General features: G+C 71.6%; 20 protein-coding genes. 12 read left to right on the forward strand and 8 right to left on the reverse strand.

Annotated features, from left to right (window positions below; all coding sequences use genetic code 11):
* The first annotated feature begins 138 nt into the window (after nt 1-138).
* Nucleotides 139-1,365 (forward strand): ricin-type beta-trefoil lectin domain protein, encoded by a 1,227-nt coding sequence (locus tag ACFC1F_RS01450; protein ID WP_376154874.1) that lies wholly within the window; start codon nt 139-141, stop codon nt 1,363-1,365.
* 304 nt (nt 1,366-1,669) lie between these two features.
* Here the strand turns inward: ACFC1F_RS01450 and ACFC1F_RS01455 are convergent, their stop codons facing one another.
* Nucleotides 1,670-1,936, reverse strand: coding sequence for a hypothetical protein (locus ACFC1F_RS01455; protein ID WP_376154875.1), 267 nt, complete (start codon nt 1,934-1,936; stop codon nt 1,670-1,672).
* On the opposite strand from ACFC1F_RS01455, the gene ACFC1F_RS01460 reads away from it, so the two are divergent.
* The gene (locus ACFC1F_RS01460) at nt 1,926-2,957 is read left to right on the forward strand and encodes a LamG domain-containing protein (protein ID WP_209411211.1); all 1,032 of its coding nucleotides are present in this window, start codon (nt 1,926-1,928) and stop codon (nt 2,955-2,957) included. The two genes, ACFC1F_RS01455 and ACFC1F_RS01460, sit on opposite strands and share 11 nt — an antisense overlap.
* Before the next feature lie 345 nt (nt 2,958-3,302).
* Nucleotides 3,303-4,820 carry a hypothetical protein gene (locus ACFC1F_RS01465; RefSeq protein ID WP_376154878.1) on the forward strand — a complete coding sequence of 506 codons (1,518 nt, stop codon included), beginning with the start codon at nt 3,303-3,305 and terminating at the stop codon, nt 4,818-4,820.
* Nucleotides 4,821-4,899: 79 nt separating this feature from the next.
* Here the strand turns inward: ACFC1F_RS01465 and ACFC1F_RS01470 are convergent, their stop codons facing one another.
* Nucleotides 4,900-5,394 (reverse strand): GNAT family N-acetyltransferase, encoded by a 495-nt coding sequence (locus tag ACFC1F_RS01470; RefSeq protein ID WP_376154880.1) that lies wholly within the window; start codon nt 5,392-5,394, stop codon nt 4,900-4,902.
* Nucleotides 5,395-5,807: 413 nt separating this feature from the next.
* Between ACFC1F_RS01470 and ACFC1F_RS01475 the strand changes: the two genes are divergently transcribed.
* A complete protein-coding gene (locus ACFC1F_RS01475; protein WP_148642978.1) occupies nt 5,808-6,764 on the forward strand; it encodes a helix-turn-helix domain-containing protein in 957 nt (318 codons plus the stop codon).
* Nucleotides 6,765-6,883: 119 nt separating this feature from the next.
* Here the strand turns inward: ACFC1F_RS01475 and ACFC1F_RS01480 are convergent, their stop codons facing one another.
* The 4 genes from ACFC1F_RS01480 to ACFC1F_RS01495 form a co-directional block, all read right to left on the reverse strand.
* Nucleotides 6,884-7,690, reverse strand: a complete 807-nt coding sequence (locus ACFC1F_RS01480) for a histidine phosphatase family protein (protein WP_376154882.1) — start codon at nt 7,688-7,690, stop codon at nt 6,884-6,886.
* Nucleotides 7,691-7,856: 166 nt separating this feature from the next.
* The gene (gene mctP / locus ACFC1F_RS01485) at nt 7,857-9,470 is read right to left on the reverse strand and encodes a monocarboxylate uptake permease MctP (RefSeq protein WP_376154884.1); all 1,614 of its coding nucleotides are present in this window, start codon (nt 9,468-9,470) and stop codon (nt 7,857-7,859) included.
* Nucleotides 9,467-9,736 (reverse strand): DUF3311 domain-containing protein, encoded by a 270-nt coding sequence (locus tag ACFC1F_RS01490; RefSeq protein WP_209411216.1) that lies wholly within the window; start codon nt 9,734-9,736, stop codon nt 9,467-9,469. Before ACFC1F_RS01490 ends, mctP begins: the two co-directional genes overlap by 4 nt.
* Before the next feature lie 295 nt (nt 9,737-10,031).
* Nucleotides 10,032-10,823: a GntR family transcriptional regulator gene (locus ACFC1F_RS01495; protein WP_241002571.1), complete on the reverse strand. Its 792-nt coding sequence runs from the start codon at nt 10,821-10,823 to the stop codon at nt 10,032-10,034.
* 336 nt (nt 10,824-11,159) lie between these two features.
* Here ACFC1F_RS01495 and ACFC1F_RS01500 point away from each other — a divergent pair, with 336 nt between their 5' ends.
* From ACFC1F_RS01500 to ACFC1F_RS01530, 7 genes are all read left to right on the forward strand, one after another.
* Nucleotides 11,160-12,443, forward strand: a complete 1,284-nt coding sequence (locus ACFC1F_RS01500; protein ID WP_209411217.1) for an extracellular solute-binding protein — start codon at nt 11,160-11,162, stop codon at nt 12,441-12,443.
* Between the two features lie 89 nt (nt 12,444-12,532).
* Nucleotides 12,533-13,555 carry a carbohydrate ABC transporter permease gene (locus ACFC1F_RS01505; RefSeq protein ID WP_209411218.1) on the forward strand — a complete coding sequence of 341 codons (1,023 nt, stop codon included), beginning with the start codon at nt 12,533-12,535 and terminating at the stop codon, nt 13,553-13,555.
* Entirely contained in the window at nt 13,552-14,382 is an 831-nt protein-coding gene (locus ACFC1F_RS01510) for a carbohydrate ABC transporter permease (protein WP_209411219.1), read from the forward strand. Before ACFC1F_RS01505 ends, ACFC1F_RS01510 begins: the two co-directional genes overlap by 4 nt.
* Before the next feature lie 6 nt (nt 14,383-14,388).
* Nucleotides 14,389-15,942 carry a glycoside hydrolase family 3 protein gene (locus ACFC1F_RS01515; RefSeq protein ID WP_376154886.1) on the forward strand — a complete coding sequence of 518 codons (1,554 nt, stop codon included), beginning with the start codon at nt 14,389-14,391 and terminating at the stop codon, nt 15,940-15,942.
* 434 nt (nt 15,943-16,376) lie between these two features.
* Entirely contained in the window at nt 16,377-17,675 is a 1,299-nt protein-coding gene (locus ACFC1F_RS01520; RefSeq protein ID WP_376154888.1) for an extracellular solute-binding protein, read from the forward strand.
* 202 nt (nt 17,676-17,877) lie between these two features.
* Nucleotides 17,878-18,936, forward strand: a complete 1,059-nt coding sequence (locus ACFC1F_RS01525; RefSeq protein ID WP_209411221.1) for an SIS domain-containing protein — start codon at nt 17,878-17,880, stop codon at nt 18,934-18,936.
* Nucleotides 18,937-19,384: 448 nt separating this feature from the next.
* Entirely contained in the window at nt 19,385-20,905 is a 1,521-nt protein-coding gene (locus ACFC1F_RS01530; protein ID WP_307853004.1) for a PAS domain-containing sensor histidine kinase, read from the forward strand.
* Between the two features lie 495 nt (nt 20,906-21,400).
* Here the strand turns inward: ACFC1F_RS01530 and ACFC1F_RS01535 are convergent, their stop codons facing one another.
* Both ACFC1F_RS01535 and ACFC1F_RS01540 read right to left on the reverse strand, forming a co-directional pair.
* On the reverse strand, nt 21,401-21,652 hold the full coding sequence (locus tag ACFC1F_RS01535) for a WhiB family transcriptional regulator (RefSeq protein ID WP_014138019.1): 252 nt from the start codon (nt 21,650-21,652) through the stop codon (nt 21,401-21,403).
* A 368-nt stretch (nt 21,653-22,020) separates the two neighbouring features.
* Entirely contained in the window at nt 22,021-22,992 is a 972-nt protein-coding gene (locus ACFC1F_RS01540) for a diacylglycerol kinase family protein (protein WP_209411222.1), read from the reverse strand.
* Nucleotides 22,993-23,042: 50 nt separating this feature from the next.
* Between ACFC1F_RS01540 and ACFC1F_RS01545 the strand changes: the two genes are divergently transcribed.
* Complete coding sequence (locus ACFC1F_RS01545) at nt 23,043-23,471, forward strand: hypothetical protein (protein ID WP_209411223.1); 429 nt, start codon at nt 23,043-23,045, stop codon at nt 23,469-23,471.
* Nucleotides 23,472-23,484: the final 13 nt, after the last annotated feature.

A 23,484-nucleotide genomic window follows, 5' to 3' on the forward strand; every position in this document is an offset into this window, starting at 1 on the left:
CCGCCCGGCCTTCCGCCTGGCTGCCCGGAACCGGGATTGAGCTCCGATCGTGATGTGGAGCGGGCGTATACGGTTGGCGCTCGCTACGGCCACGGGTCGGTTCAGCAGACACCGGATCAGGGGAGACGGAGGGGCATCGTGACGCGCACTGCCGCACGCTTGGCGCGGGGGATACGGGCCCTGGCGGCCCACGGCACCGTGGCCGTGCTGCTCATCGGCTGCACGAGCCAGCCCTCCGCGGCGCCCGCCCGGCCGGGCACGACGGTCTCCGCCGGACCGGTGGACAACGGCTCCGGCAGGCTCTGTTCGACCAAGGACGTCCCCTTCCCCAAGAAGCCGGTCGACGGCGGCACCAAGGTGATCGAGCCGAACCCCTGGAACACCGACGGCACGGTCTGCCTGGACGCCCCGGGGGACACCGGCTTCACGGTGACGGAGCTGCGCGACTTCACGGCCAAGACCCCGCTCGCCCCGGGCGCCTACCCCAACATCTCCACGGCTCCCGGCGCCAGCGGCCTGCCCGTCCCGGTCAGCGCACTGGGCGACGCGACCAGCGACTGGGACGCCACCGCCAGGGCGACCGGCTCGTACAACCTCTCCTACGACCTCTGGTACGGGCCCAGCCCCGACAACTGCCTCCCCGGGGAGAGCGCGGAGGTGATGGTCTGGCTGGACGCCACCGACAGCGTCAAGCCCGCGGGCAAGAAGGTGACGGACGCCCAGACCCTGGGCGACACCACCTACGACGTCTTCCAGGCGCCCATCACCGGTCCGCACAGCGTGATCAGCTACGTGCGGAAGGCGTCGACCCACAGCGCCCACGGCCTGAACCTGCGGCTGTTCACCGCCGACGCCATGATGCGCGGCTACGTCCCGCCGGGGTCGTACCTGTGCCGGGTGCAGGCGGGCTTCGAGATCTGGAGCGGCGGGGTGGGCCTGCAGAGCTGGTCGTTCGCCTTCCACAACCGGGTCGGCCTGCCCGCCGGCGAGGTGCCGGCCGGTGCGCCCGGGATCTGCCTGCGGCACGGCGGCGGCGGCCTCGCGGGCACGCCGGTGACCGTCGGATCCTGCGGCGACCAGGCCGTGTCGACGAGCTGGACGGTGGGCAACGACGGCTCGCTGCGGGGCGGCGCGGCCTGCCTGGCGCCGTCCGGGGACGGCGGCACCGCGGCGCTGGCCCGCTGCACCGGAGGGGCCCAGCAACGCTGGGCGGCCGGGGCCGGCCAGAGCCTGGTCCACCTGGAGTCCGGCCTGTGCCTCGGCACCGTCGGCGGCACCCTCGCGGACGGAACGGCGGTGAACCTCAAGCCGTGCAACGGCGGGGTCTCGCAGCGGTGGAAGCTCCCCTACAACGGCCTGCCGTAACGGACCGCCACAAGGGCGGGCCCGTCAGCCGAAGCACCCTCCATGGGCGTTGGGCGAACCATGCCTTACCATTCCGACACATGAGCGATCGACCGGTACCGACTGGCGAGCCGGAGCAGAACCAGGGGTGGTCCCCGCAGCAGCCGCCGATCGGCGCGTTCGGGCCGCCGCCCCCGGACCCGGCCTCCCCACAGCCGCCGGTCTCAGCGCAGCCCCCGGCCGGCCCGATACCTCCGGGTCAGGTGCCGCCGCCCGGTGCCGTGCCGCCCGGTCAGGTCCCGCCGCCCGGTGCCGTGCCGCCCGGTCAGGTCCCGCCGCCCGCTCCGGTGAACCCGGGGCCGGTGCCGCCTGCCCCGGTGCCGCCGGTGGCCGGTGTGCCGCAGCAGCAGCCGGGCGGTGCGTTCGGCCCGCCGCCGGGTGCGCCCGCCGCGCCCGCCGCGCCTGCCGCGCCGACCGGGCCGACGTCGCCGCTCGCGTCCACGGTGCCGATGACACCCTCGTCGCCGCTCGCGTCGACCGTGCCGATGACGCCCACGTCGCCGCTCGCGTCCACCGTGCCGATGACGCCCACCGCGCCCACCGGCCCCGCCAACCCCGGCGCGCCCGCCCAGCCCTGGCAGCAGGGCGGCTTCCCGGCGCAGGCCTCCAGCACGCCCGACTGGGAGGCGCTGGCGACCCGGAACGAGGAGCAGGCCAAGCGCAAGCGCCGGTTCCGGCTGATCGGTGCCGCCGTGGCCGTCGTGGTCATCGGCGCCGCCGGCGCCGGCGTCATGGTGATGCGTCAGGGGGACAAGACCCCGTCCGCCGACGGCACTCCCAGCGCGACGGCCGAGGCGCCCAAGTCCCCCGACGCCACGTCAAGCGGGACCCCTGGCGCGAGCTCGACGGGCGGCGGAACGCCCAGCGGGCCGCCGCGCGCCATCCCGGGCCCGACGACCGTCGGCTCACTGCCGGCGACCAAGGGAACGGCCGCGCTGGGCCTGGGTTCCGACGCGAAGACGGGCTCGGTCGCCGGGTTCGCCGGACAGGTGCTCAAGCTGCCCAGCGGGCAGAACTCCTTCGCCCAGAGCGCCCAGCCGGTCGTCGACACCGGGAAGAGCTTCACCGTGTCCACCCGGGTGTTCGTCGACGTGCCGGCGGGTGTCCGCTGCGCGGTCAGCCAGGGCGACGGCGCCTACTACTCCTACGCGCTCGGGCGCGCGACCAAGGACGGCCGCAACCTCTGGTACTTCAAGGTGCAGCTCCCCGGCGGCGGTTCCGTGGTCGTCTACTCCAAGGGCGACGCGACGGTCAACCAGTGGGCCCTGCTGACCGGCGTCTACGACGCGTCGAGCAAGCAGATCACGCTCTACGTCAACGGCGCGGCGCAGGCCTCGGCCCCGGCGGCCGGCGTGCAGAGCAGCGGCACCAACGCGCTCCAGCTGGGCCGGCTCAGCTCGAACTCGCAGTGGAGCGACCCCTGGCACGGGGCCGTCGCCGACATCCAGGCCTGGGACCAGGTGCTGCCGGAGGCCGACATCGTGAAGATCGTCGCAGGCCCCAGCTCGCCGCCGGCCGTCCCGCCGACGGCCGCCTGGCTCACCGGCGGCTGAGCAACTCCCGTACGGGCCGGCCGTCCGTCGTAAGACACCCGTCATGGCGCCGGGGCGAAGGACCGCCCCGGCGCCTCATGGCGCACCGAGCCCCGGTACCCGGCGTACCGGGCGCGTCGTCCCGAAGTTGAGGAGCAGTACCTGATGAGCGCGGACGGCCGTTGGATCCGGCCCGAGTCCACCCGGCGGCCCGTACTCGCCTCCGCGGGTGCCGTCCGGCCCGGTGCGGTCGGCGCGGCCGGTCCCGGTTCCGGCCCAGGCCCCGCGTCCGGTCCCGGCGGACCGGCGGGCCCCGACGGCGGGCCGTCGTCCCCGCGCGGGCGCCGGAGACGGACGGCGGTGCCGGTGGTCAAGGTGCCCCGGCCCGGGCTCCGGACGGACCTGCTGCCGCTGCTCGCCGTCCTCCTGGTCCAGGGCGCGCTCTCCTTCCACCTGCTCCGCAGCAACACCGCCTTCGTGGACGAGGGCACCTACATCTACGCGGGCTACCAGGAGATCGCCAACCTCGCGCACGGCACCCCGGTCGCGACGTACGAGACCTTCTTCTCGGGCTCCCCGCTGATCTACCCGGTGGTCGTGGCGGTGGCCGACATGCTCGGCGGGCTGACCACCGCGCGGCTGCTGAGCATGGCCTTCATGCTCTCCGCGACGGTGGCGGTCCACCTGGCCACCCGGCGGCTGCACGGGTCGCTCGCGGCGTTCTGCGCGGCGGCGGCGTTCGCCGCGCTCGGTCCGACCCAGTTCCTGGGCGGGCTGGCCACCTACGACTCGATGGCGCTGGCGCTGCTCGCCTGGGCCGGCTACCTCGCGGTGCGCCTGACCACCGGCGGCGGCTATCCGAGCATGGTCCTGTCCGCCCTGCTGCTGGCGCTGGCCGGCTGCACCAAGTACGCCGCGCTGCTCTGGGTCCCTGTCGTGTGCGGGGTCGCGGTCTTCGCAGGCTCCGGCGGCGCCCCCGGCGCGTGGGTGCGGTGGAAGCGCGGGCTCCAGCTCCTGGCCGCCTTCGTGGCGGCGATGGCCGTGGCGGCCCTGCTGGCGGGGAAGCGCTACATCGACGGCTTCAACCACACCACCCTGAAGCGCGCCCCCGGCCACGACGCCTACTCGTACGTGGCCGAGGAGGCCGCCAAGTGGGTGGGCCCCCTGCTGCTGGTGGCCCTGGTGGGCGTGGTGGTGCAGCTGGTGGCGGCGCGCAGGCGCGGCGGGAGCGCGTGGTCCGAGGCCTGCCTCGCCGGCGTCCTGCTGGTCGCCGGGATGCTCGCGCCGGCGAACCAGATCCGCATCCACACCTGGCTCTCGCTGCAGAAGCACGTCGACTTCGGTGCCTGGTTCGCCTGCATCGTGGTGGGCGCACTGCTGGCCCGGGTCGTGGTCGCGCTGAAGAAGCGCGTCCACGTCACGGCCGGTGTCGTGGTCGCCGCCCTGGTGGTCGGCCCGCTCGGCTGGGCGGGAGCGGCCCAGGGCCGGGAGATGTTCGGCGAGTGGTCGAACACGGAGTCCTTCGTGGCCGCCCTCAAGCCGTACATCGCCAAGGGCGACGACAGGTACCTGGTCGAGAACTACAACGTGCCCGCCTACTACCTGCGCGAGCAGAGCAACTGGCAGCAGTGGCACGACCTGGTGGCGGTCTACCGCCGGGACCCCGCCACCGGAAAGCAGCAGGTCGGGGTGCCCGCCATCCAGGCCGGCATCGAGGCGCACGAGTGGAAGGTCGTGGTGCTGGACTTCACCCAGACCGGCGCCACCGACAAGGCGATCCAGCCGACGCTCAAGAGCGCGGGGTACCGGGTGGTCACCGTGGTCAAGAGCGGGGAGCACGGCCGGTACACCATCTACGTGGCGCCCGGCTACGACAAGAAGTGACCCCGGCCCCGCCGGTGGTCCGTCACCGTCGGGGCTTCGTGGGGGCCTTCGTCCGGGGCGTGGTCCGGGGCGGCGCCGTTCAGAAGGTCATCGTGTAGACCAGCAGCGGGACGCCGGGGCGCACCTCCCAGTCGCGCTCCGGCGTCCGCCGGAAGCCCAGCCGCTCGTAGAGCCGGTGCGCGGAGGTCATCGACGGCCGGGTGGAGAACGCCATCCCCTCCAGGCCCAGCTCCCGGCTGCGCGCGATGCAGGCCCGGACCAGCGCCTCGCCGACCCCCCGGCCCCGGGCCGCGCCGCCGACCGCGAGCATCCGGATCTCGCCCTCGTGCGGCCGCGCGATGTCGGCGAAGGCCGTCCCGCCGACCGCGAAGGTCACGCAGCCGAGCAGCAGTCCGCCGGCCGGGTCGACCGCGACGAGGAGTTCGGCCTGCTCGAAGCGGGGGCGGGCGTCGACGAGCTGCGCGGCGTAGGGACCGTCGGCGGGGCTGTGACCGTCACCGACGAAGGCCTCGTGGGTGACGGCTCCGACTGCTTCGAGATCGGCCTCGACGGCCCGGCGGATGACGATGTCCATGCGGCAAGTGTGGCGGAGCGCCCGGAAGCGGACGGCACCGGGGCGGCGACGCGCGGCGCGGCGACGCGCGGCGCGGTGGCCGGGTCCGCGGACGGGCGGAGCGAGGCGGCGGGCATCGTGCCGTAGAGCCGGTCGGGCAGGGCCGGGTCGACCGGGTGGCCGCCGGGCCGGTGCCAGTTGTCGCGGCCGTTGGCGGCGCCCCGGGCGACGTCCCGCCCGATCAGGGTGCCGAGCAGTCCGAAGCCGCCGACGATGCCGGCGAAGGCGAGCGCGCTCGCGAGAGTGTCGGAGTCCATGGCTCCACTCTCCCGGCGCCGCCGGACGGCCACGAGTGGCAGGAATGCCCGATCACATCGAAATACTGCCACCGCGACCCTTCCCCCCGGCCCGCTCGCGGGGGCATGCTGGGCGGCATGCTCAAGAACGTGGTCGCGGTGGTGCTGGAGGAGGTCCACCCCTTCGAACTCGGGGTGGCCAGCGAGGTGTTCGGCCTGGACCGGACCGCCGACGGCCTGCCCGGCTACGACTTCGCCCTCGCCGGGGCCCGCCCGGGCCTGCACCGCACGCACGCCGGTTTCTCCGTCGACGTCCCGTACGGCCCGGAGCGCCTCGCCGAGGCGGACCTGGTGGTGGTCACGGCGGTCGGGGCGCTCCAGGAGTTCCCGGCGCCGCTGGTGGACGCCGTCCGCGCGGCCGTGGACCGCGGCGCCCGGGCGCTCTCCATCTGCAGCGGCGCCTTCGTCCTCGGCGCCGCCGGGCTGCTGGACGGCCGACGCTCCACCACGCACTGGCGCCACACCGCCGAGCTGGCCGCGCGCTTCCCCCGGACCACCGTCGAGCCCGACGTGCTCTACGTGGACGACGACCCGGTGATCACCTCGGCCGGCACGGCCGCCGGCATCGACGCCTGCCTGCACCTGGTGCGCAGGCTGCAGGGCGCGGAGGTGGCCCGGGGGATCGCCCGCCGGATGGTGGTGGCCCCGCACCGGGAGGGCGGGCAGGCGCAGTTCGTCGCCCGCCCGCTGCCGGAGGGGACCGGCGAGTCGCTCGCCCCGCTGCTGGACTGGATGCGTCACCACCTGGACGAGGAGTCCACCGTCGAGCAGTTGGCGGCCCGGGCCCACATGTCGCCGCGCACCTTCGCCCGCCGGTTCCAGCAGGAGACGGGTACGACGCCGCACCGCTGGCTGATCGGGCAGCGGCTGCTGCTCGCCCAGCGGCTGCTGGAGTCCACCGCCGAGCCGGTGGACGCGATCGCCGCCCGCTGCGGGTTCGGCAACGCGGCGACGCTGCGCCACCACTTCGGCCGCCGGCTGGGGACGACCCCGTTGGCCTACCGCCGCTGCTTCGCCGAGCCGATGGCGGGCTGACGGGCCGACAGGCTGACGAGCCGACGGGCCGACGCACGGGCGGGCCGTCCGCCGGGGAGCGCGGGCGCGGGCCGGCCGCCCAGCCGTCGGCCGCCCAGCCGCCGGCCGGCCCGGTGCGGTCAGCCGACGGCCAGGTGCCCGGTCTCGTTCCAGTGCGCCGGCCGCAGCCGTCCGCCCTCGGCGCGCCAGAGGCTGGTGGAGCAGTTGCGCACCGGCTCCAGCGCGGTCAGCTGCTCCTCGGTGAGCCGGTCCAGCGCGTAGCGGAGCATCAGCACCGTGCAGTCGTGCGCGACCACCAGGACGGGCCGGCCGGCCTCCTCGGCGCAGAGGTCGCGGAGCAGGCTGCGCACCCGCAGCGCCACGTCCGCCCAGGACTCGCCGCCGGGCGGGCGGTAGTACAGCTCGCCCATCTTGCGGCGTCTGGCGGCCTCCTCCGGGTGCTTGGCCTCGATCGCGGCCCGGGGCAGCATCTCCAGGACGCCCAGCTCGCGGTCGCGCAGCCGCTCGTCGTGGCGGACGGCCAGCGAGACCGGTACGGCGCCGAGCCCGGCCGCCTGGGCGAGGGCGATCCGCGCCGTCTCGGCGGTGCGCACGTACGGCGAGCACCAGACGCTGCGCGGCCGGTCGGCGCTGGGTAGGCCGGCCCACCAGCGGCCGAGGGCCTGGGCCTGCTGCCGGCCGTGCAGCGAGAGCGGGATGTCGGCGTCCCGGCAGTTGATCGGGACGCTCAGCGCGCCGGACGCCTCGGCCAGCTGGAACTCCACGTTGGCGGTGGACTCGCCGTGCCGGGTGGCGATCAGCACGGACGGCAGCCGGACGGCCGGCGCCGCGTCGGCGGGCGGTGCGGCGGGCGGTGTGCCGGGTGCGTGGGCGTGCTGGTGGGCGTGCTGGTGCTGGCCGTTGAGTGTGGTGCCGAGTTCTGCCATCGACGCTGCTCCCCGTGGGTCGATCCGTGGGTTCGGTCGGTGCCGGCCGGCTGCCGGCCCGGTCCGGTGGTTCCCTGCACGTGCGGCCGTTCATACATATGATCGCGCCGCCTCCTCCAGTGTTCACGGAGGAGACGGCGCGGTCACAGGGCGCGCGCAGGGGGAATCAGTGCGCCGCCACGGGCTCCGGCGCGTTCTTCAGCTCTTCGTCGCCGGTTTCGGCGCTGTAGTCGCCGGGCCGGGTCTCGTCCGGGCTCTCCGGGGCCTTGAAGGCCTTCAGCGCCAGCGTGAGGACCACCGAGACCGCCAGGTTGAGCACGAAGGCGGTCAGGCCGATGTAGCCCAGCTCGCCGATGCCGGGGATCTCGGCCGCGTTGCCGCCGAAGTGCTTGGTGGCGGGGCTGGCGATGTCGTACGCCTCCCAGGTGCCGTAGATCATGCCGACCGCCCAGCCGGCGAACAGCGCCCAGTGGTGGAACCAGCGGGTGAACAGGCCGCCGACGATGGAGACGAAGGTCTGCAGGATCCAGAGGCCGCCCAGCAGCTGGAGGTTGATCGCGGCCTGCTTGTCCATGGTCATCACGAAGGCCAGCGCGCCGACCTTCACCAGCAGCGAGGCGAGCTTGGCGACCCTGGTCTCGTCGGCCGGGGTGGCCGACGGCTTCAGGAACTCCTTGTAGACGTTGCGGGTGAACAGGTTGGCCGCGGCGATCGACATGATGGCGGCCGGAACCAGCGCGCCGATCCCGATCGCCGCGAAGGCCACCCCGGTGAACCAGTCCGGGAACATGTTCTCGAACAGCTGCGGGACGGACAGCTGGGCGTTGAACTTCTTGTCGCCCTTGCCGATGCCGGCCGCGATCGCCATGAAGCCGAGCAGCGCCAGCAGGCCCAGCATCAGCGAGTACGCGGGCATGATCGCCATGTTGCGGCGCACCGTGTTGCGGGACTTCGAGGCCAGCACGCCGGTCACCGAGTGCGGGTACATGAAGAGCGCCATCGCCGAGCCGAGCGCCAGCGTGGCGTACGTCCACTGCTTGTTCTCCGGCACGGTCAGCGAGCCCGCCGCCTTGGGCGCGCTGAACTTCTGGCCGACCGCGTCGAAGATGTGGCCGTAGCCGCCGAGCCGCATCGGGATGTAGATCACCGCGACGATGATCACGATGTAGATGAGCGTGTCCTTGACGAACGCGATCAGCGCCGGGGCCCGCAGGCCGGACGAGTAGGTGTACGCGGCCAGCACGCCGAAGGCGATGAACAGCGGCAGGTCCTTGACGAACCAGTTGGCGTTCTCGCCGCCGCCGACGCCCAGCACGTCCAGCACCGCCTGGATGCCGACCAGCTGGAGCGCGATGTACGGCATGGTGGCGAGGATGCCGGTGAGCGCGACCACCAGCGCGAGCGGCTTGGAGCCGTACCGCCCGCGCACGAAGTCGGCCGGGGTGACGTAGCCGTGCACCCGGGAGACCGACCAGAGCCGGGGCAGGAAGAGGAAGACCAGCGGGTAGGCGACGATCGTGTACGGCACCGCGAAGAACCCGGCCGCGCCGGTCGCGTACACGGCGGCCGGGACGGCCACGAAGGTGTACGCGGTGTAGAGGTCGCCGCCGAGCAGGAACCAGGTGATCCAGGTCCCGAAGCTGCGGCCGCCGAGGCCCCACTCGTCCAGGTGCTGGGCGTCGTCGGCCCGGCGCCAGCGCGAGGCGAGGAAGCCCATCACGGTGACCAGGACGAAGAAGAGCACGAACACCGTCAGGGCCGGGACGTTGACACCGCTCATCGCGCGCCCCCGGTCGTCCGGACGGCCTTGCGGGCCTTCTCGTCCCGGGTGATCAGCAGGTAGGCGGCCACCGTGAAGACGGCCGACACCGGCACCCAGAGCAGCTGGTACCAGTAGAAGAACGGCACCCCGCCGACCTCGGGGTCGGTCTTGTCGTAGGAGGACACCCAGAGCATCGCGACGATCGGCACGAGGAGGGCGAGCCCGGCCAGCACCCGTTCCGGTGTCACGGCGGGAACGGACGCGGGGTCCGGTGGCTCGGGCATGACAGGTTCGTTGGGTTCGAGGTCTGACGACATTTATCGGCTCCGCTCGGAGGGCTCACCCCCTGGGGCCGCAACCCAGAGGAGCCGCACAACCCCCGTGAGCCCGCCGAGCAGCACCGGTGGTGATCAGCAGTCAGTACGGTCGCGAAATCTAGAGCATGAAGTGATCTGTGTCACCGGAATTGACAGAACTTCCCGCTATCCGGACGCCCGCACCCGGGCCGGACGCGAACGGGCACCGGCGTACGCGCCCGCGTACGCCGGTGCCCGTGGAGCACTCGGGGGAGTGGCCGCCCTACTCGGGGCGCTTGAGGCGGGTGATGAACTTGTAGCGGTCGCCGCGGTAGATGGAGCGGACCCACTCGACCGGGGCGCCGTCGGCGTCGAAGGAGTGCCGGGCGAGCTGGAGCATCGGCAGCCCGAGGTCGGAGCCGAGCAGGCCGGCCTCGCGCGGGGTGGCGAGGGTGGTCTCGATGGTCTCCTCGGCCTCGGCGACGGTGACGCCGTAGACCTCGCGCAGGGCGGTGTACAGGGAGTTGTGCTTGGCCAGGTTGCGGCGCAGGGCGGGGAAGCGCTTGGCGGAGAGGTGGGCGACCTCGATGGCCATCGGGTCGCCGTTGGCCAGCCGGAGGCGCTCGATCCGCAGCACGCGGCCGCCGGGCTTGATGTCCAGCAGCGGGGCGAGCCGGTCGTCGGCGGTGATGTAGCCGATCTCGATCAGCCGGGAGGTCGGCTCCAGGCCCTGGGCGCGCATGTCCTCGGTGTAGGAGGTCAGCTGGAGGGCCTGGGCGACCTTGGGCTTGGCGACGAAGGTGCCCTTGCCCTGGATGCGCTCCAGCCGGCCCTCGACCACCAGCTCCTGGAGGGCCTGGCGGACGGTGGTGCGCGAGGTGTCGAACTGCGCGGCGAGCGCCCTCTCGGGCGGGACGGGGGTGCCGGCGGGCTGGGTCTCCGTGAGCTGGAGGAGGTGGCGCTTGAGGCCGTAGTACTTCGGCACCCGCGCGGTCGGGTCTGCGCCGGCCTGCGTCGGGAGGTTCTTCACCTGGGGGTCGTTGACCTGGGCCGTGCTGCCCCCGTCGCTGCTCATCGGACCTGTCTCCCGCTTCTCGCGCGGCCCTTGAGGGTCGCGCCACTTCGTTAACAGCTCACATCGTTGCATGTATGGCTACGGAACGAATACCTCATCACGCGATGAACGATGTGCGGTGTCGGCTTGATAACGGGTGGTCCAGATCGCTTGAACAGCCGTTGACAGGCCCATTGGTCTAGGCCAAGCTCCAGGCATCTGGTCTACACCACTAGGCCGGTCACTATGAATCCCCCCACCCGTTCGCTGGGGTCCGCGGCGCCTTTCCTCCCGCTTTACGTGGGTCTGCCGCTGCCACCCGACGGGGGTAACCCAGGCATCCCTCAGGAGGATGGCGTGAAGCGTCAGCTCATCGCGGCGGTCGGCGTCGCAGCAATGGTCGTCGGCCTGGCGGCCTGTGGCTCGGACGGCAAGAAGGACAACGACGCCAGCGGCTCGACCTCTGCTGCAGCCAAGGACTACAACGGCAAGACCCTGACCGTCTGGCTGATGGACGGCTCCGCCCCCAAGGGCTGGGAGGACAGCGTCAAGGCCGACTTCGCCACCGCGTACCCGGGTGCCAAGCTCGACATCCAGACCCAGAAGTGGAACGGCATCGGCCAGAAGGTCACCGCCGCCCTGTCCGAGGGCTCGGTCGACGTCCTGGAGATCGGCAACACCCAGACCTCGGGTTACGCGGCCACCGGTGGCCTGCTGGACATCACCAAGGACAAGAACGACCTCGGCGGCGCCGACTGGGCCGCCAACCTGAACGAGTCCTCGATCTTCGAGGGCAAGCAGTACGCCGCCCCGTGGTACTTCACCAACCGCGTGGTCACGTACAACAAGGACATCTGGACCAAGGCCGGCATCACCACCCCGCCGAAGACGCTGGACGAGTTCTACGCCGACCTGGACAAGGTCAAGGCCGTCGCGGGCGTCAAGGACGCGCTCTACATGCCCGGCCAGGAGTGGTACGCCTACTTCGGCCTGCTGACCAGCGAGGGCGGCAAGCTCGCCAAGAAGGACGGCGACAAGTGGGCGGGCGGCCTGTCCTCCCCCGAGGCGCAGAAGGCCTTCGAGACCTACAAGAAGCTGCAGAGCTACTCGGCCACCGCCCCGAAGGACAAGGACGAGGCCACCCCGCAGCAGAAGGACGTCTTCGCCAAGGGTGACATCGGCACCATCATCGGCCTCGGCTGGGAGCTCCCGAAGCCCGAGGAGCTGGCCGCAGAGAAGATCGGCTTCTTCCCGCTCCCCGGCAAGACCGCCGACAAGCCGAGCGGCGTCTTCCTGGGCGGCTCGAACCTGGCCATCGCCCAGCAGAGCAAGAACCCGGAGCTCGCCAAGGGCTTCCTGAAGATCGCCATGAACGAGAAGAACGAGGGTCTGGTCGCCTCGTCCGGCTCGATCCCGAACAAGACCGCGCTGAACAGCAAGGTCACCGGCGACTTCGCCAAGGCCGCCCTGCCGGCCTCCGCCAACGGTGCGGTCACCCCGAACGTCCCGACCTGGACCAACGTCGAGAACGAGCCCAACCCGATCAAGGACTTCCTGACCTCCGCCCTGACCGGCGACTACGCCGCGGCGGCCAAGAAGGCCGACGACGAGATCGCGAAGCGTCTCAACCAGAAGCAGTAGGCAGTTGAGCGGCGTCGCTCACCGACTCCCGGCGGGGAGCCGGTGAGCGGCGCCTGTCCGTCGTGGTCGGTTGTCAGGAAGAGAGAACGATGGCTGTGCATTCGGAGCGGGTGCAGACACAGTCCCGGGAATCAGGGAAGGCCGCCGTGGCCATTACCGAGGAGATCACCGGCGTCGGCGCCGGCGCCCCGAAGAAGAGCGGCAGACGCGCGGACGGCCCCGGCCTGGCGGCCAGGTCCACGCCGTACCTGCTACTGCTGCCGGCCATCGCCGCGACACTCGTGCTGCTGGGCTGGCCGCTGCTGAAGACGGTTGTGGTCTCGTTCCAGAACCTCAACAAGCGGCAGTTCATCCAGCACCTGACCGAGTGGAACGGGTTCGAGAACTACACCGACCAGCTCGGCAACTCCGAGTTCTGGACGATCACCCTGCGCACGGTGGTCTTCACCGTGGTCAACGTCGTCCTGATCATGGTGATCGGCTCGCTGATCGGCCTGCTGCTCGAACGCCTGGGCAAGCGGATGCGGCTGATGCTGTCGATCTCGCTGATCCTGGCCTGGGCCATGCCGGTGGTCGCCGCGACCACCGTCTACCAGTGGCTCTTCGACCAGAACTTCGGCGTCGTCAACTGGTTCCTCGACCAGCTGGGCTGGCACTCGATGGCCCACTTCAACTGGACCAGCGGCCAGTACTCGACCTTCTTCGTGATCATCCTGCTGATTGTCTGGCAGTCGGTCCCGTTCGTGGCGTTCAACATGTACGCGGGCCTGACCACGATCCCGAAGGAGCTCTACGAGGCGGCCCGGATGGACGGCGCCGGCTCCACCAAGATCTTCGGCGCGGTGATCTTCCCGATCATGAAGCCGTTCTTCCTGGCCACGACCTTCCTCGAGGTCATCTGGGTCTTCAAGGCCTTCACCCAGGTCTACCTGATCAACAAGGGCGGCCCGGACGGCCTCACCCGCACCCTGCCGGTCCACGCCTTCCTGGAGGGCATCGGCGCCCAGCGCTTCGGCGCCGGCTCCGCGATCGCGGTACTCACCATCCTGATGCTGGGGGCGCTGATGGCGTACTACTTCCGCATCATTCTGAAGCAGGAGGACGAGCTGTGAGGCGCTCGCTCATCGGACGCACCTGGCCGAACGCGATCGCGGTCGTCCTCTTCGTCTTCTTCCTGTTCCCCGTCTACTGGATGTTCGCGACCGCCTTCAAGCAGGACAAGGACATCATCAGCCGGACGCCGGTCTTCCTGCCGCTGGACGGCACCCTGGAGCACTTCGACCGGGCCGTGCACGTCCCGCACTTCTGGACGTACGTCACCAACAGCCTCATCGTCACCGTCGGCGCGGTGCTGATCTCCCTGGCGATCGCCACCCTGGCCTCCTTCGCGATCGCGCGGATGCGCTTCCGCGGCCGCAAGGGCTTCGTCCTGGTGGTCATGGCCGCCCAGATGGCGCCCTGGGAGGTGATGGTCATCGCGGCCTACCTCATCGTGCGCGACAACGACATGCTGAACAGCCTGGTCCCGCTGACCGCGCTGTACATGATGATGGTCCTGCCCTTCACCATCTGGACGCTGCGCGGCTTCATCGCGGCGGTGCCGAAGGAGCTGGAGGAGTCGGCGATGGTCGACGGCTGCACCCGGGCCCAGGCCTTCATGAAGGTGATCTTCCCGCTGCTCGCCCCCGGCCTGATGTCGACCTCGCTGTTCGGCTTCATCACCGCGTGGAACGAGTTCCCGCTGGTGAACATGCTGAGCAAGAAGGACTCGGCGCAGACCCTCCCCCTCTGGCTCTCCTCCTTCCAGACCAACTTCGGCACCGACTGGGGCGCCACCATGGCGGCGTCGTCGCTCTTCGCGATCCCGATCCTGGTCCTGTTCGTGTTCCTCCAGCGCAAGGCCGTCGGCGGCTTGACCGACGGTGCAGTGAAGGGCTGATCCCACGTGAGCATCCTCATCCCCACTCTGCCTGCCAGTGACCAGCTGCACCGTGACGCGCTGACCGTCCTCCAGCCCGGCTTCGTCGGCACCGAGCCGCCGGAGTGGGTCCGCCGCCACCTGGCGGCCGGGCTCGGCTCGGTCGCCCTGTTCGACCGCAACGTCACCGACCTGGACCAGCTCGCCGCCCTCACCAAGGCGCTGCGCGAGGAGAACCCGGACCTCCTGATCGCGATCGACGAGGAGAGCGGCGACGTCACCCGCCTGGAGGCCGGCTCCGGCTCGTCCTGGCCGGGCAACTTCGCCCTCGGCGCGATCGACGACCCGGCGCTCACCCGGGACGTCGCCCGCGAGCTGGGCCGTGCGCTGGCCGCGGCCGGCGTCAACTACAACTGGGCGCCCACCGCGGACGTCAACTCCAACCCGCGCAACCCGGTGATCGGCGTCCGCTCGTTCGGCGCCGACCCGGAGCTGTGCGCCCGGCACACCGCCGCCTGGGTGGAGGGCCTGCAGTCGGCCGGCGTGGCCGCCTGCTCCAAGCACTTCCCCGGGCACGGCGACACGGCCGTCGACTCGCACCACGGCCTGCCGGTGATCGACGTCGACCTGGACGTGCTGCGCGCCCGCGACCTGATCCCGTTCGAGGCCGCGATCGCCGCCGGGACCAAGGCCGTGATGACGGCCCACATCATGATCCCCGCGCTCGACCCGGAGCTGCCGGCCACGCTCAGTCCCCGGGTGCTGCGCGACCTGCTGCGCGCCGCCCCGGCCGACGGCGGCCTGGGCTACCAGGGCCTGATCGTCAGCGACGCCATCGAGATGGGCGCCATCGCCGACACCTTCGGGATGGGCGAGGGCACCGTGCTGGCCCTGGCGGCGGGCGCGGACGCGATCTGCGTCGGCGGCGGCCTGGCCGACGAGGAGACCGTGCTGATGCTGCGCGACGCCATCGTGGCGGGCGTGCAGTCCGGCAGGCTGCCGGAGGAGCGGCTGGCGGACGCGGCCGGCCGGGTCCGCGCGCTCGGCAGCTGGGGCCGGATCGCGGCCCAGGGCGAGCGGCTGGAGCCGGACCTCGCGGTCGGCCTGCGGGCCGCCCGCCGCGCGCTGCGGGTGGTCCGGGCGCCGGGTCGCGAGGTGCTGCCGGTGACGGAACGCCCGTACGTGGCCTCGTTCTCGGACGAGCCCAACATCGCCGTCGGCGACGTGACCCCGTGGGGCGTGGCCGGCATGCTGGCCGACCGCTTCCCCGGCACCCGCACCCGCGAGGTGGGCCCGCAGGACGCCGCCCCGGAGCAGCTGGACGGGCTGGTCGCCGGGGTGCTGGCCGGGGCGGAGGGCCGCCGCCTGGTGCTGGTGGTCCGGGACGCGCACCGGCACGCGTGGATGGCCGCAGCGCTGTCCCGTCTGGTGGCGGCCCGGCCGGACGCCGCGGTGGTCGAGATGGGCCTGCCGCAGTCCGAGCCGGTCGGCGCGCTGCACATCGCCACCCACGGTGCCGCCCGCGTCTGCGGCCTGGCGGCGGTGGAGGTGCTCACCGGGCAGCCGGGAGCGATCGGCTGACCCACTGTCGGACAGTGACCCAGGGTGCCGGGAGGGCATCCACGAGCGGGCCCGTCATGCGCATGTCGCATGGCGGGCCCGCTTCGTCTTTCCCGCGTTGACCTGCGGTTTCGCCACCTGTCGATGTTCCCTCAAATCCCCCTTAAGGCAGCCTTAAGTTCTACTTAGGGTGATGGCGCCACGACTGATCGCCACGCGGTACAACAGGTCTGCAACGTCCTTTGCCGGTAGGCCATTTCACGTTGACACCGCAAGTGGTCTAGGCCAGGCTCCACCCATCCGGTTCGAACTCAAACCTCACCGGATGTGGTATCGGCCCTTCCCGAAGCACTTCGCCGCCCCTTTCCGGAGATCCCTCCCGACGGGCGCCGGCGCTGCCGGCGGGCACCCAGGCTCTAGCACCCTCGGAGGATGACGTGAACAAGCGTCGGCTCATGGCGGCAATCGGGATCACGGCGCTGGCCGCCGGACTGACGGCCTGTTCCTCGACGGCCTCGCCGTCGGCCGACGGCAAGGCCGGATCGGCGGACCCGAAGTCGGCGACCGGGACGGTGACGGTCTGGCTGATGGAGGACGCCCAGAAGAGCTGGCCGGACCTCGTCCAGCGGGTCAACGACGAGTTCGCCGCCAAGTACCCGAACGTCACCCTGAGGCTCTCCTACCAGGGCTGGGCCGACAAGGTCACCCGGCTGGACAAGGCGCTCGCCGAGGGCACCGCCCCGGACGTCGTGGAGCTCGGCAACACCGAGACCATGAAGTACGTGCTCTCCGGCGCCCTCGCCCCGGTGGAGCGGAGCAGCTTCGAGAACTCCGACGCCTGGATCAAGGCGCTCGCCAACACCTGCACCTACCAGGACAAGCTCTGGTGCGTGCCCTACTACGCGGGCGCCCGGGTCGCCGTCTACAACTCGGCCGCCTTCCAGACGGCCACCGGCAGCGCGGACTTCCCCAAGACCGAGGACGAACTGCGGACGGCGCTGGACAGGCTGGCCGACAAGAACAAGTCCGACAAGACGTACTCGGCGCTCTACCTGCCCGGCCCGTACTGGTACGCCGCGATGAGCTACGTCTCCGCGTACGGCGGCGCCATCGCCCGCTTCGACGGCAGCGGCAACTGGCACGGCACGCTCAGCGACCCCAAGTCCGTGCAGGGGCTCAACCACTTCGTCGACCTGGTGCGCAAGTACAACAAGGGCGACCTCGCGGTGAACGAGCTGAACCAGTACGAGGCGATGGCCCGCGGGCGCGCCGGCGCCTTCTACGGCAACGGCTACGAGGCGGCCAGCGTGACCGCACCGGTCACCGGCGACCCGACCCTCAAGGACGCCGTCAAGGTGGCGACCATGCCCGGCCCCGGTGGCAAGCCGCTGCCGACCTTCATCGGCGGCTCGGACCTCGCCGTCACCGCCAAGTCGAACGTCGCCCCGCTGGCCGCCGACTGGATCCGGATGTTCACCAGCGGCAAGTCCGAGCAGGCGCTGGCCGACAGGGACATCCTGCCGAACAACCTGACCCAGCTGAACCCGCTGAAGAGCAAGCCGGCCACGGCCGCCGCGGCCAACGCGGTGCCGGACGCCTGGTTCACCCCGCTGGCGCCGGGCTGGGGCGCGATCGAGAAGCAGAAGATCCTGCCCGACATGCTGACCGCCATCCTCAAGAACAACAAGCCCGTGGAGCAGGCCGCCAAGGAGGCGGACGCCGCGATCGACCAGCTGATCAACAAGCAGGGCTGATCCGGGGCCGCGGGCCCCACCGTCCGACGAGGGGCCCTCCCGCAGCGCCGGGAGGGGCTCTCGAATGTGCTCCACGGGGACCGCCCCCGTAGGATTGCCGCAGGAATCACCGCAGCGAGTGTGCGGACTCGCCGCCGTAGAGGTCCCCGCCGGGCATCCCCGCCCGCGTGGGGTCGAACCATCTCATCGGAGGCACATCCAGATGTCCGACACGCAGACTGTCCCCGTCCCCGGCCGGATCATGGCGGCGGAGATGGCCGAGCAGCCGGCCGTCCTCCAGCGCATCCTCGACGAGGGTGCCCCGAAGATCTTCGAGATCGCGGCCGAGATCGCCGCCCGCAACCCGCGCTTCGTCCTGCTGACCGCGCGCGGCACGTCCGACAACGCGGCGCTCTACGCCAAGTACCTGATCGAGATCCTGCTCGGCAAGCCGGCCGGTCTGACCTCGATGTCGACCACCACCGCGTACGGCGCCAAGCCGGACCTCACCGACGTGCTGGTGATCACCGTCAGCCAGTCCGGCGGCTCGCCGGACCTGGTGGCCTCCACCAAGGCGGCCCGCGAGGCCGGTGCCATCACCCTGGCGGTGACCAACAACGCCGCGTCGCCGCTGGCCGAGGTCTCCGAGTTCCACATCGACGTGCTGGCCGGCCCGGAGAAGGCGCTGCCCGCCACCAAGACCTACACGGCCGAGCTGCTGGCGCTCTACCTGCTGGTGGAGGGCCTGCGCGGCGGCGACGGCGCGGCCGCCAAGGAGCTGCCGTCGCTGGCCGCCGGCATCCTGGCCCGCCAGGCCGAGGTGAAGGCCCTGGCGGAGCGCTACCGCTTCGCCCAGCGCCTGGTCATCACCTCGCGCGGCTACGGCTACCCGACCGCCCGTGAGGCGGCGCTGAAGCTGATGGAGACCACCTACATCCCGGCCTCCCCGTTCTCCGGCGCCGACCTGCTGCACGGCCCGCTGGCCATGGTGGACAACGTCTCCCCGGTCATCGCGATCGTCCCGGACGGCAAGGGCGGCGAGGCCCTGCAGCCGGTCCTGGACCGCCTGCGCGGCCGCGGCGCGGACCTGGTCGTCATCGGACAGCGGGCGCAGGTGGACGCCGCCTCCGCGGGCTTCGCGCTGCCGGCCGGCGTGCCCGAGGAGGTCCAGACCATTCTGGAGATCCTGCCGCTCCAGCAGCTGGCCTACGAGGTCACCATCGCCCGCGGCCAGGACCCGGACGCCCCGCGCGCCCTGGCGAAGGTCACCGAGACGCACTGACGCCGCACCGGCGCCGAACGCGCAACGCCGAACCCCCGTCCACAGGTTGTGGGCGGGGGTTCGGCGTTTGAGCGGCGGAGAAGGGTCCTGGTCGCACCACCCGCCCGGAGCTGTCGTCGGGCGCGGAAAGCACTACGGGCCACGGCGCCGACACGGGACCCTCAACCCGTGCGGCACCGCAGCCCGGAGCTGTCGTCGGGCACCGTGGTCGACCGAGAACTGTGCGGGGTCCTCGCTCGGCGGCGTCCGACCGAGGAGGGGCCTCGCGCGGGTCAGGGCAGTTGCGCGGGGGGCCTCTCCTTGGTGCCCTTTCATTGTGGACTAGACCAATCTGGCTTGTCCAGGGGGCTCCGAAAATTGGTCTGGACAACTTCGGGAGGGCGTGCGGACCGGCGGCGCGGGCGGGTGCGACAGGCCCGCGCGCCCGGCCTGGAGCTACCCTCGCCATGTGCCCTCGCTGAACGAACTCGTCCGCCGCCACACCACCCTGACCGGTGCCGATGTGGAGTGGCTCCACATGCTGGTCTCGGAGTGGCAGCTGCTCTCCGACCTGTCCTTCGCCGACCTGGTGCTGTGGATCCCCACCTGGGACGGCATCCGGTACGTCTCGGTCGCCCAGATGCGGCCCAACACCGGCCCCACCTCCTACCAGGACGACATGGTCGGCCACCTCGTCCCGCGCGGCCGCCGCCCGCTGCTGGACGCCGCCTTCGACGAGGGCCGGATCGTCCGCGAGGGCGACCCGGAGTGGCGCGAGGAGGTGCCCGTCCGGGTCGAGTCGATCCCGGTGCGCCGCGAGGGCAAGGTGCTCGGCGTGATCGCCCGCAACACCAACCTGCTGACCGTCCGCACCCCCAGCCGGCTCGAACTCACGTACCTGCAGAGCGCCTCCGACCTGGCGCAGATGATCGCCGCCGGCGCCTTCCCGTACCCCGGCGTCGAGCAGACCGACATGGACGCCGCGCCCCGGGTCGGCGACGGCCTCATCCGGCTGGACGCCGACGGCATCGTCACCTACGCCAGCCCCAACGCGCTCTCCGCCTACCACCGCCTCGGCCTCACCACCGACCTGGTCGGCAGCCACCTCGGCCGCGCCACCGCGGAGCTGGTCCCGCCCTCGCGCTCGGCCGTGCACGAGGCGCTGGTGAAGCTGGCGAGCGGCTGGGCGCCCCGGCAGACCGAGGTCGAGGTGCAGGGCGGGGTGGTGACCCTGCGGGCCATCCCGCTGAAGCCCAAGGGCACCCTGACCGGCTCCCTGGTGCTCTGCCGGGACGTCACCGAGCTGCGCCGGCGCGACCGCGAGCTGATGACCAAGGACGCCACCATCCGGGAGATCCACCACCGGGTGAAGAACAACCTCCAGACGGTGGCCGCGCTGCTGCGGCTGCAGTCCCGCCGGATGGACTCGGACGCCGGCCGGGCCGCGCTGGACGAGGCGGTCCGCCGGGTCGGCTCGATCGCGATCGTGCACGAGACGCTCTCGCAGGCGCTGGACGAGCAGGTCGCCTTCGACGAGATCGCCGACCGGGTGCTGGCGATGGTGATGGAGCTGTCCCAGGACGGCCGGGTCGCGACCCGCCGCAGCGGCAGCTTCGGCATCCTCTCCGCCGAGGTGGCGACGCCGCTGGCCATGGTGCTGACCGAGCTGCTGCAGAACGCCCTGGAGCACGCCTTCGGCCCGACCGCCTCCGGGAACCTGGAGGTCTCCGCGCTGCGCGGGCGGGCGCCGGCCACCGGCATGGGCTGGTCGGACAGCTGGAACGGCGGGGCCAGGCCGGAGGAGTACCTGCTGATCACCGTGCAGGACGACGGGAAGGGCATGCCGGAGGGGTTCGACCCGCAGCAGGCGGGCAACCTCGGGCTGCAGATCGTCCGGACGCTCGCCACCGGCGAGCTCGGCGGCACCTTCGACATGGTGGCGGGGCCGGACGGCGGCACCAAGGTGGTCCTGGAGATCCCGGTCCGCTGAGGTCCAAGGGGTTCGCCGGGGTCCACCGGGGTCCGCCGGGCCCGTCAGCCGCGGTGGGCCCGGGGTGGGCCCGGGTCCGTCGCGGTCCTCGGCGGACCGTCGGGGTGCATCGAAGTGTGCGAGGGGCGTGTGTCCGGTGAAAGCGCCGGTCCCGCACCCTCGCACAACCATCACGGCCGGAAAACAGAAACGAGGCCCTGTCGACCGGGGGGGGTGGGTCGACAGGGCCTCTCAACCCGTTCCGGCCGTCGGGGGGAGTCGGCCGGAACGGGGGCTCTGGGTGGTGCGACACCTCACCGGTGCGTTGCACACGGTGAGCGCCTCAGCTCCACAATATTGCTCTCCGTGAACAGTATCAAGTGCCTGGGCGGCTCGGTGTCGCGGGACCGTGTCGAGCAAGGTCCTTTGTGCGGAAGGCTTCACCAGGAAGTGCAGGGAAGCCCTTGATCATGTGTTGATCGGCACTGCGGTCACTGCTGGTGCTACGGCGTGTGATCAGGCGGTGCGGGCGCGGTTGCGGGCGGCACGGCGCTTCATCGCGCGACGCTCGTCCTCGCTCATACCGCCCCAGACGCCGGCGTCCTGGCCGGTCTCGAGCGCCCACTGCAGGCACTGCTCCATGACCGGACAACGGCGGCACACGGCCTTGGCTTCCTCGATCTGCAGCAGAGCAGGACCGGTGTTCCCGATCGGGAAGAACAGCTCCGGGTCCTCTTCGCGGCAGACAGCGCGGTGGCGCCAGTCCATGGTCGTCCAACTCCTCCTGCCGCGGGGGTTGCCCGGTCGGCACAATCGATGGCTTGTGAATGTGAACGCTTTCACGAATCCCGCAACAGCAAAAGAGACCAAAGGCCCGCCGGGCCCGGGTGGTCTGTGCTGGGGAGGGATTCGGCGATTCGAGGGACACTCCGCGGTCGGCCCCCGTCAGGGTCTGAGGTTGCCGTCGCTGCGATGTGTCCCGATCGCCATGTAGAGGTTCGCAAACCTCGGGCCCGGATACAACCCCCTTCAGGGAGGAATTTTTGATTCTTCGGTGTCGCCTAGCTCACAGCCAGTACTTCTATGGAGTGAAGGGGGCTTGTGCGTTCGAGAAGAAGGGTGAACCCCTCTTCCGGTCACACAATCACACGCAGTGCCCGCCGTACGCCTGTGAAACTGACGCGACTCCTGTCTCCAAGGTGGTCCCCATCGACCTGGAATGGGGCCGGTTCCTGTGAAACCAAGGTGAAGTGGCGGGCGTCGTGATAGGAGACGACGTGCTTGCCGGACGGGCCGGCAGGTGCCGTGCCATCGCTCGAAGGGCTGTGCGACCGCAGGATCTGACGGACCGTTCGAGCCGTGCCGAACGCCGTCATCCGGGTGATGCCGAAGACGTCGAGGTCCGTGTCGAAGGAGGCGAGCGGCGAGGGGTAGACGGGGCGGTTGCCCAGGAACGTCCACGGCGACGTGTTGCTGACTATGGCCATCACCAGGCCCGGCACGGGCTCGCGGCCCGGCAGTTGCAGGGTGACCGGGCCCGACCGGCGCTGCTCACGCTGGGTGATGTAGTGCCGGAGCGCCTGCCCGACGTAGAGCGCGTGGGTGGACTTGCGCCCCGCTCTGCGCTGCTCCTCCACCCGCCCGACCACACCGGCGTCGAAGCCCAGGCCGGCCGTGAAGGTGAACCACCGGTCCGGCAGTCCCTCGGTCATCGCCTTGCCCAGGCCGATCGGCCGCTCGCGGCGGTTGTCCAGGGCGTCCAGCAGGGCGCCGGTGGCCTCCACCGGGTCGTTGGGCAGGCCCAGCGCGCGGGCGAACACGTTGGTCGACCCGCCGGGCACCACGGCCAGCCGGGGGAGCTTCTCGCCCGGGCCGTGCGCCAGGAGTCCGTTGACGACCTCGTTGACCGTGCCGTCGCCGCCGAGTGCCACCACCAGGTCGACGGTGCCGTCCTCGGCCGCCTCGCGGGCCAGGTCGCGGGCGTGGCCGCGGTACTCCGTCTGCGCCACCTCCAGCTTGAGGTCGCTGCGCAGGGCGTGGATCAGGACATCCCTGGTGCGGCCACTGGTGGTGGTCGCTTTCGGGTTGACGACCAGGAGAGCGCGCATGTGCTCAGCCTACGGGTCGGTACGGACCAACCGGCGGCTACCCTGCTGGAGTGACCGCAGAATCCTCCGCACCCGCACCCGTGCCCGGCTCCGGGCGGCCGACGGCCCTGACCGTGGGCGCCGCCATCACCGCCCTGGAGGGCGCCGCGCTGGCCGTCACCGGCGTCTGGGACATGGTGGCCGCGCTGTCCGGCCAGTCCAAGCAGCTCGCCCTCAACGAGTTCGGCGGCCTGGTGATCGTGCTGCTCGGCGTGCTGCCGCTGCTCGCCTCCCGCGCGCTGCTCCGGGGCCGGCGCTGGGGCCGCAGCCCGGCGGTGCTGACCAACTCGCTCTGCCTGCCGGTCGCGTACTACATGCTGAAGAGCGGCGGCGTGATGATCGGGGTGGGCACCCTGGTCGGCCTGCTCGGGCTGGCCGGCATCGGCGCCCTGCTCAGCCCGAAGTCGACGACGGCCCTCTACGCTCCGCACGAGGGCTGAGCACAGAGGGCCG

Source organism: Kitasatospora sp. NPDC056181 (genome assembly GCF_042266225.1).
Classification (GTDB): domain Bacteria; phylum Actinomycetota; class Actinomycetes; order Streptomycetales; family Streptomycetaceae; genus Kitasatospora.

What these genes read in the sequence shown, in the direction of transcription:
- ACFC1F_RS01475 (WP_148642978.1), top strand. Translation starts at nt 5,808, where the DNA reads ATGCTCAAGAACGTGGTCGCGGTGGTGCTGGAGGAGGTCCACCCCTTC.
- ACFC1F_RS01495 (WP_241002571.1), bottom strand. Translation starts at nt 10,823, where the DNA reads ATGAGCAGCGACGGGGGCAGCACGGCCCAGGTCAACGACCCCCAGGTG.
- ACFC1F_RS01480 (WP_376154882.1), bottom strand. Translation starts at nt 7,690, where the DNA reads ATGGCAGAACTCGGCACCACACTCAACGGCCAGCACCAGCACGCCCAC.
- ACFC1F_RS01540 (WP_209411222.1), bottom strand. Translation starts at nt 22,992, where the DNA reads ATGCGCGCTCTCCTGGTCGTCAACCCGAAAGCGACCACCACCAGTGGC.
- ACFC1F_RS01520 (WP_376154888.1), top strand. Translation starts at nt 16,377, where the DNA reads ATGGCGGCAATCGGGATCACGGCGCTGGCCGCCGGACTGACGGCCTGT.
- mctP (WP_376154884.1), bottom strand. Translation starts at nt 9,470, where the DNA reads ATGAGCGGTGTCAACGTCCCGGCCCTGACGGTGTTCGTGCTCTTCTTC.
- ACFC1F_RS01460 (WP_209411211.1), top strand. Translation starts at nt 1,926, where the DNA reads ATGACGCCCACCGCGCCCACCGGCCCCGCCAACCCCGGCGCGCCCGCC.
- ACFC1F_RS01490 (WP_209411216.1), bottom strand. Translation starts at nt 9,736, where the DNA reads ATGCCCGAGCCACCGGACCCCGCGTCCGTTCCCGCCGTGACACCGGAA.
- ACFC1F_RS01505 (WP_209411218.1), top strand. Translation starts at nt 12,533, where the DNA reads ATGGCTGTGCATTCGGAGCGGGTGCAGACACAGTCCCGGGAATCAGGG.
- ACFC1F_RS01525 (WP_209411221.1), top strand. Translation starts at nt 17,878, where the DNA reads ATGTCCGACACGCAGACTGTCCCCGTCCCCGGCCGGATCATGGCGGCG.
- ACFC1F_RS01470 (WP_376154880.1), bottom strand. Translation starts at nt 5,394, where the DNA reads ATGGACATCGTCATCCGCCGGGCCGTCGAGGCCGATCTCGAAGCAGTC.
- ACFC1F_RS01535 (WP_014138019.1), bottom strand. Translation starts at nt 21,652, where the DNA reads ATGGACTGGCGCCACCGCGCTGTCTGCCGCGAAGAGGACCCGGAGCTG.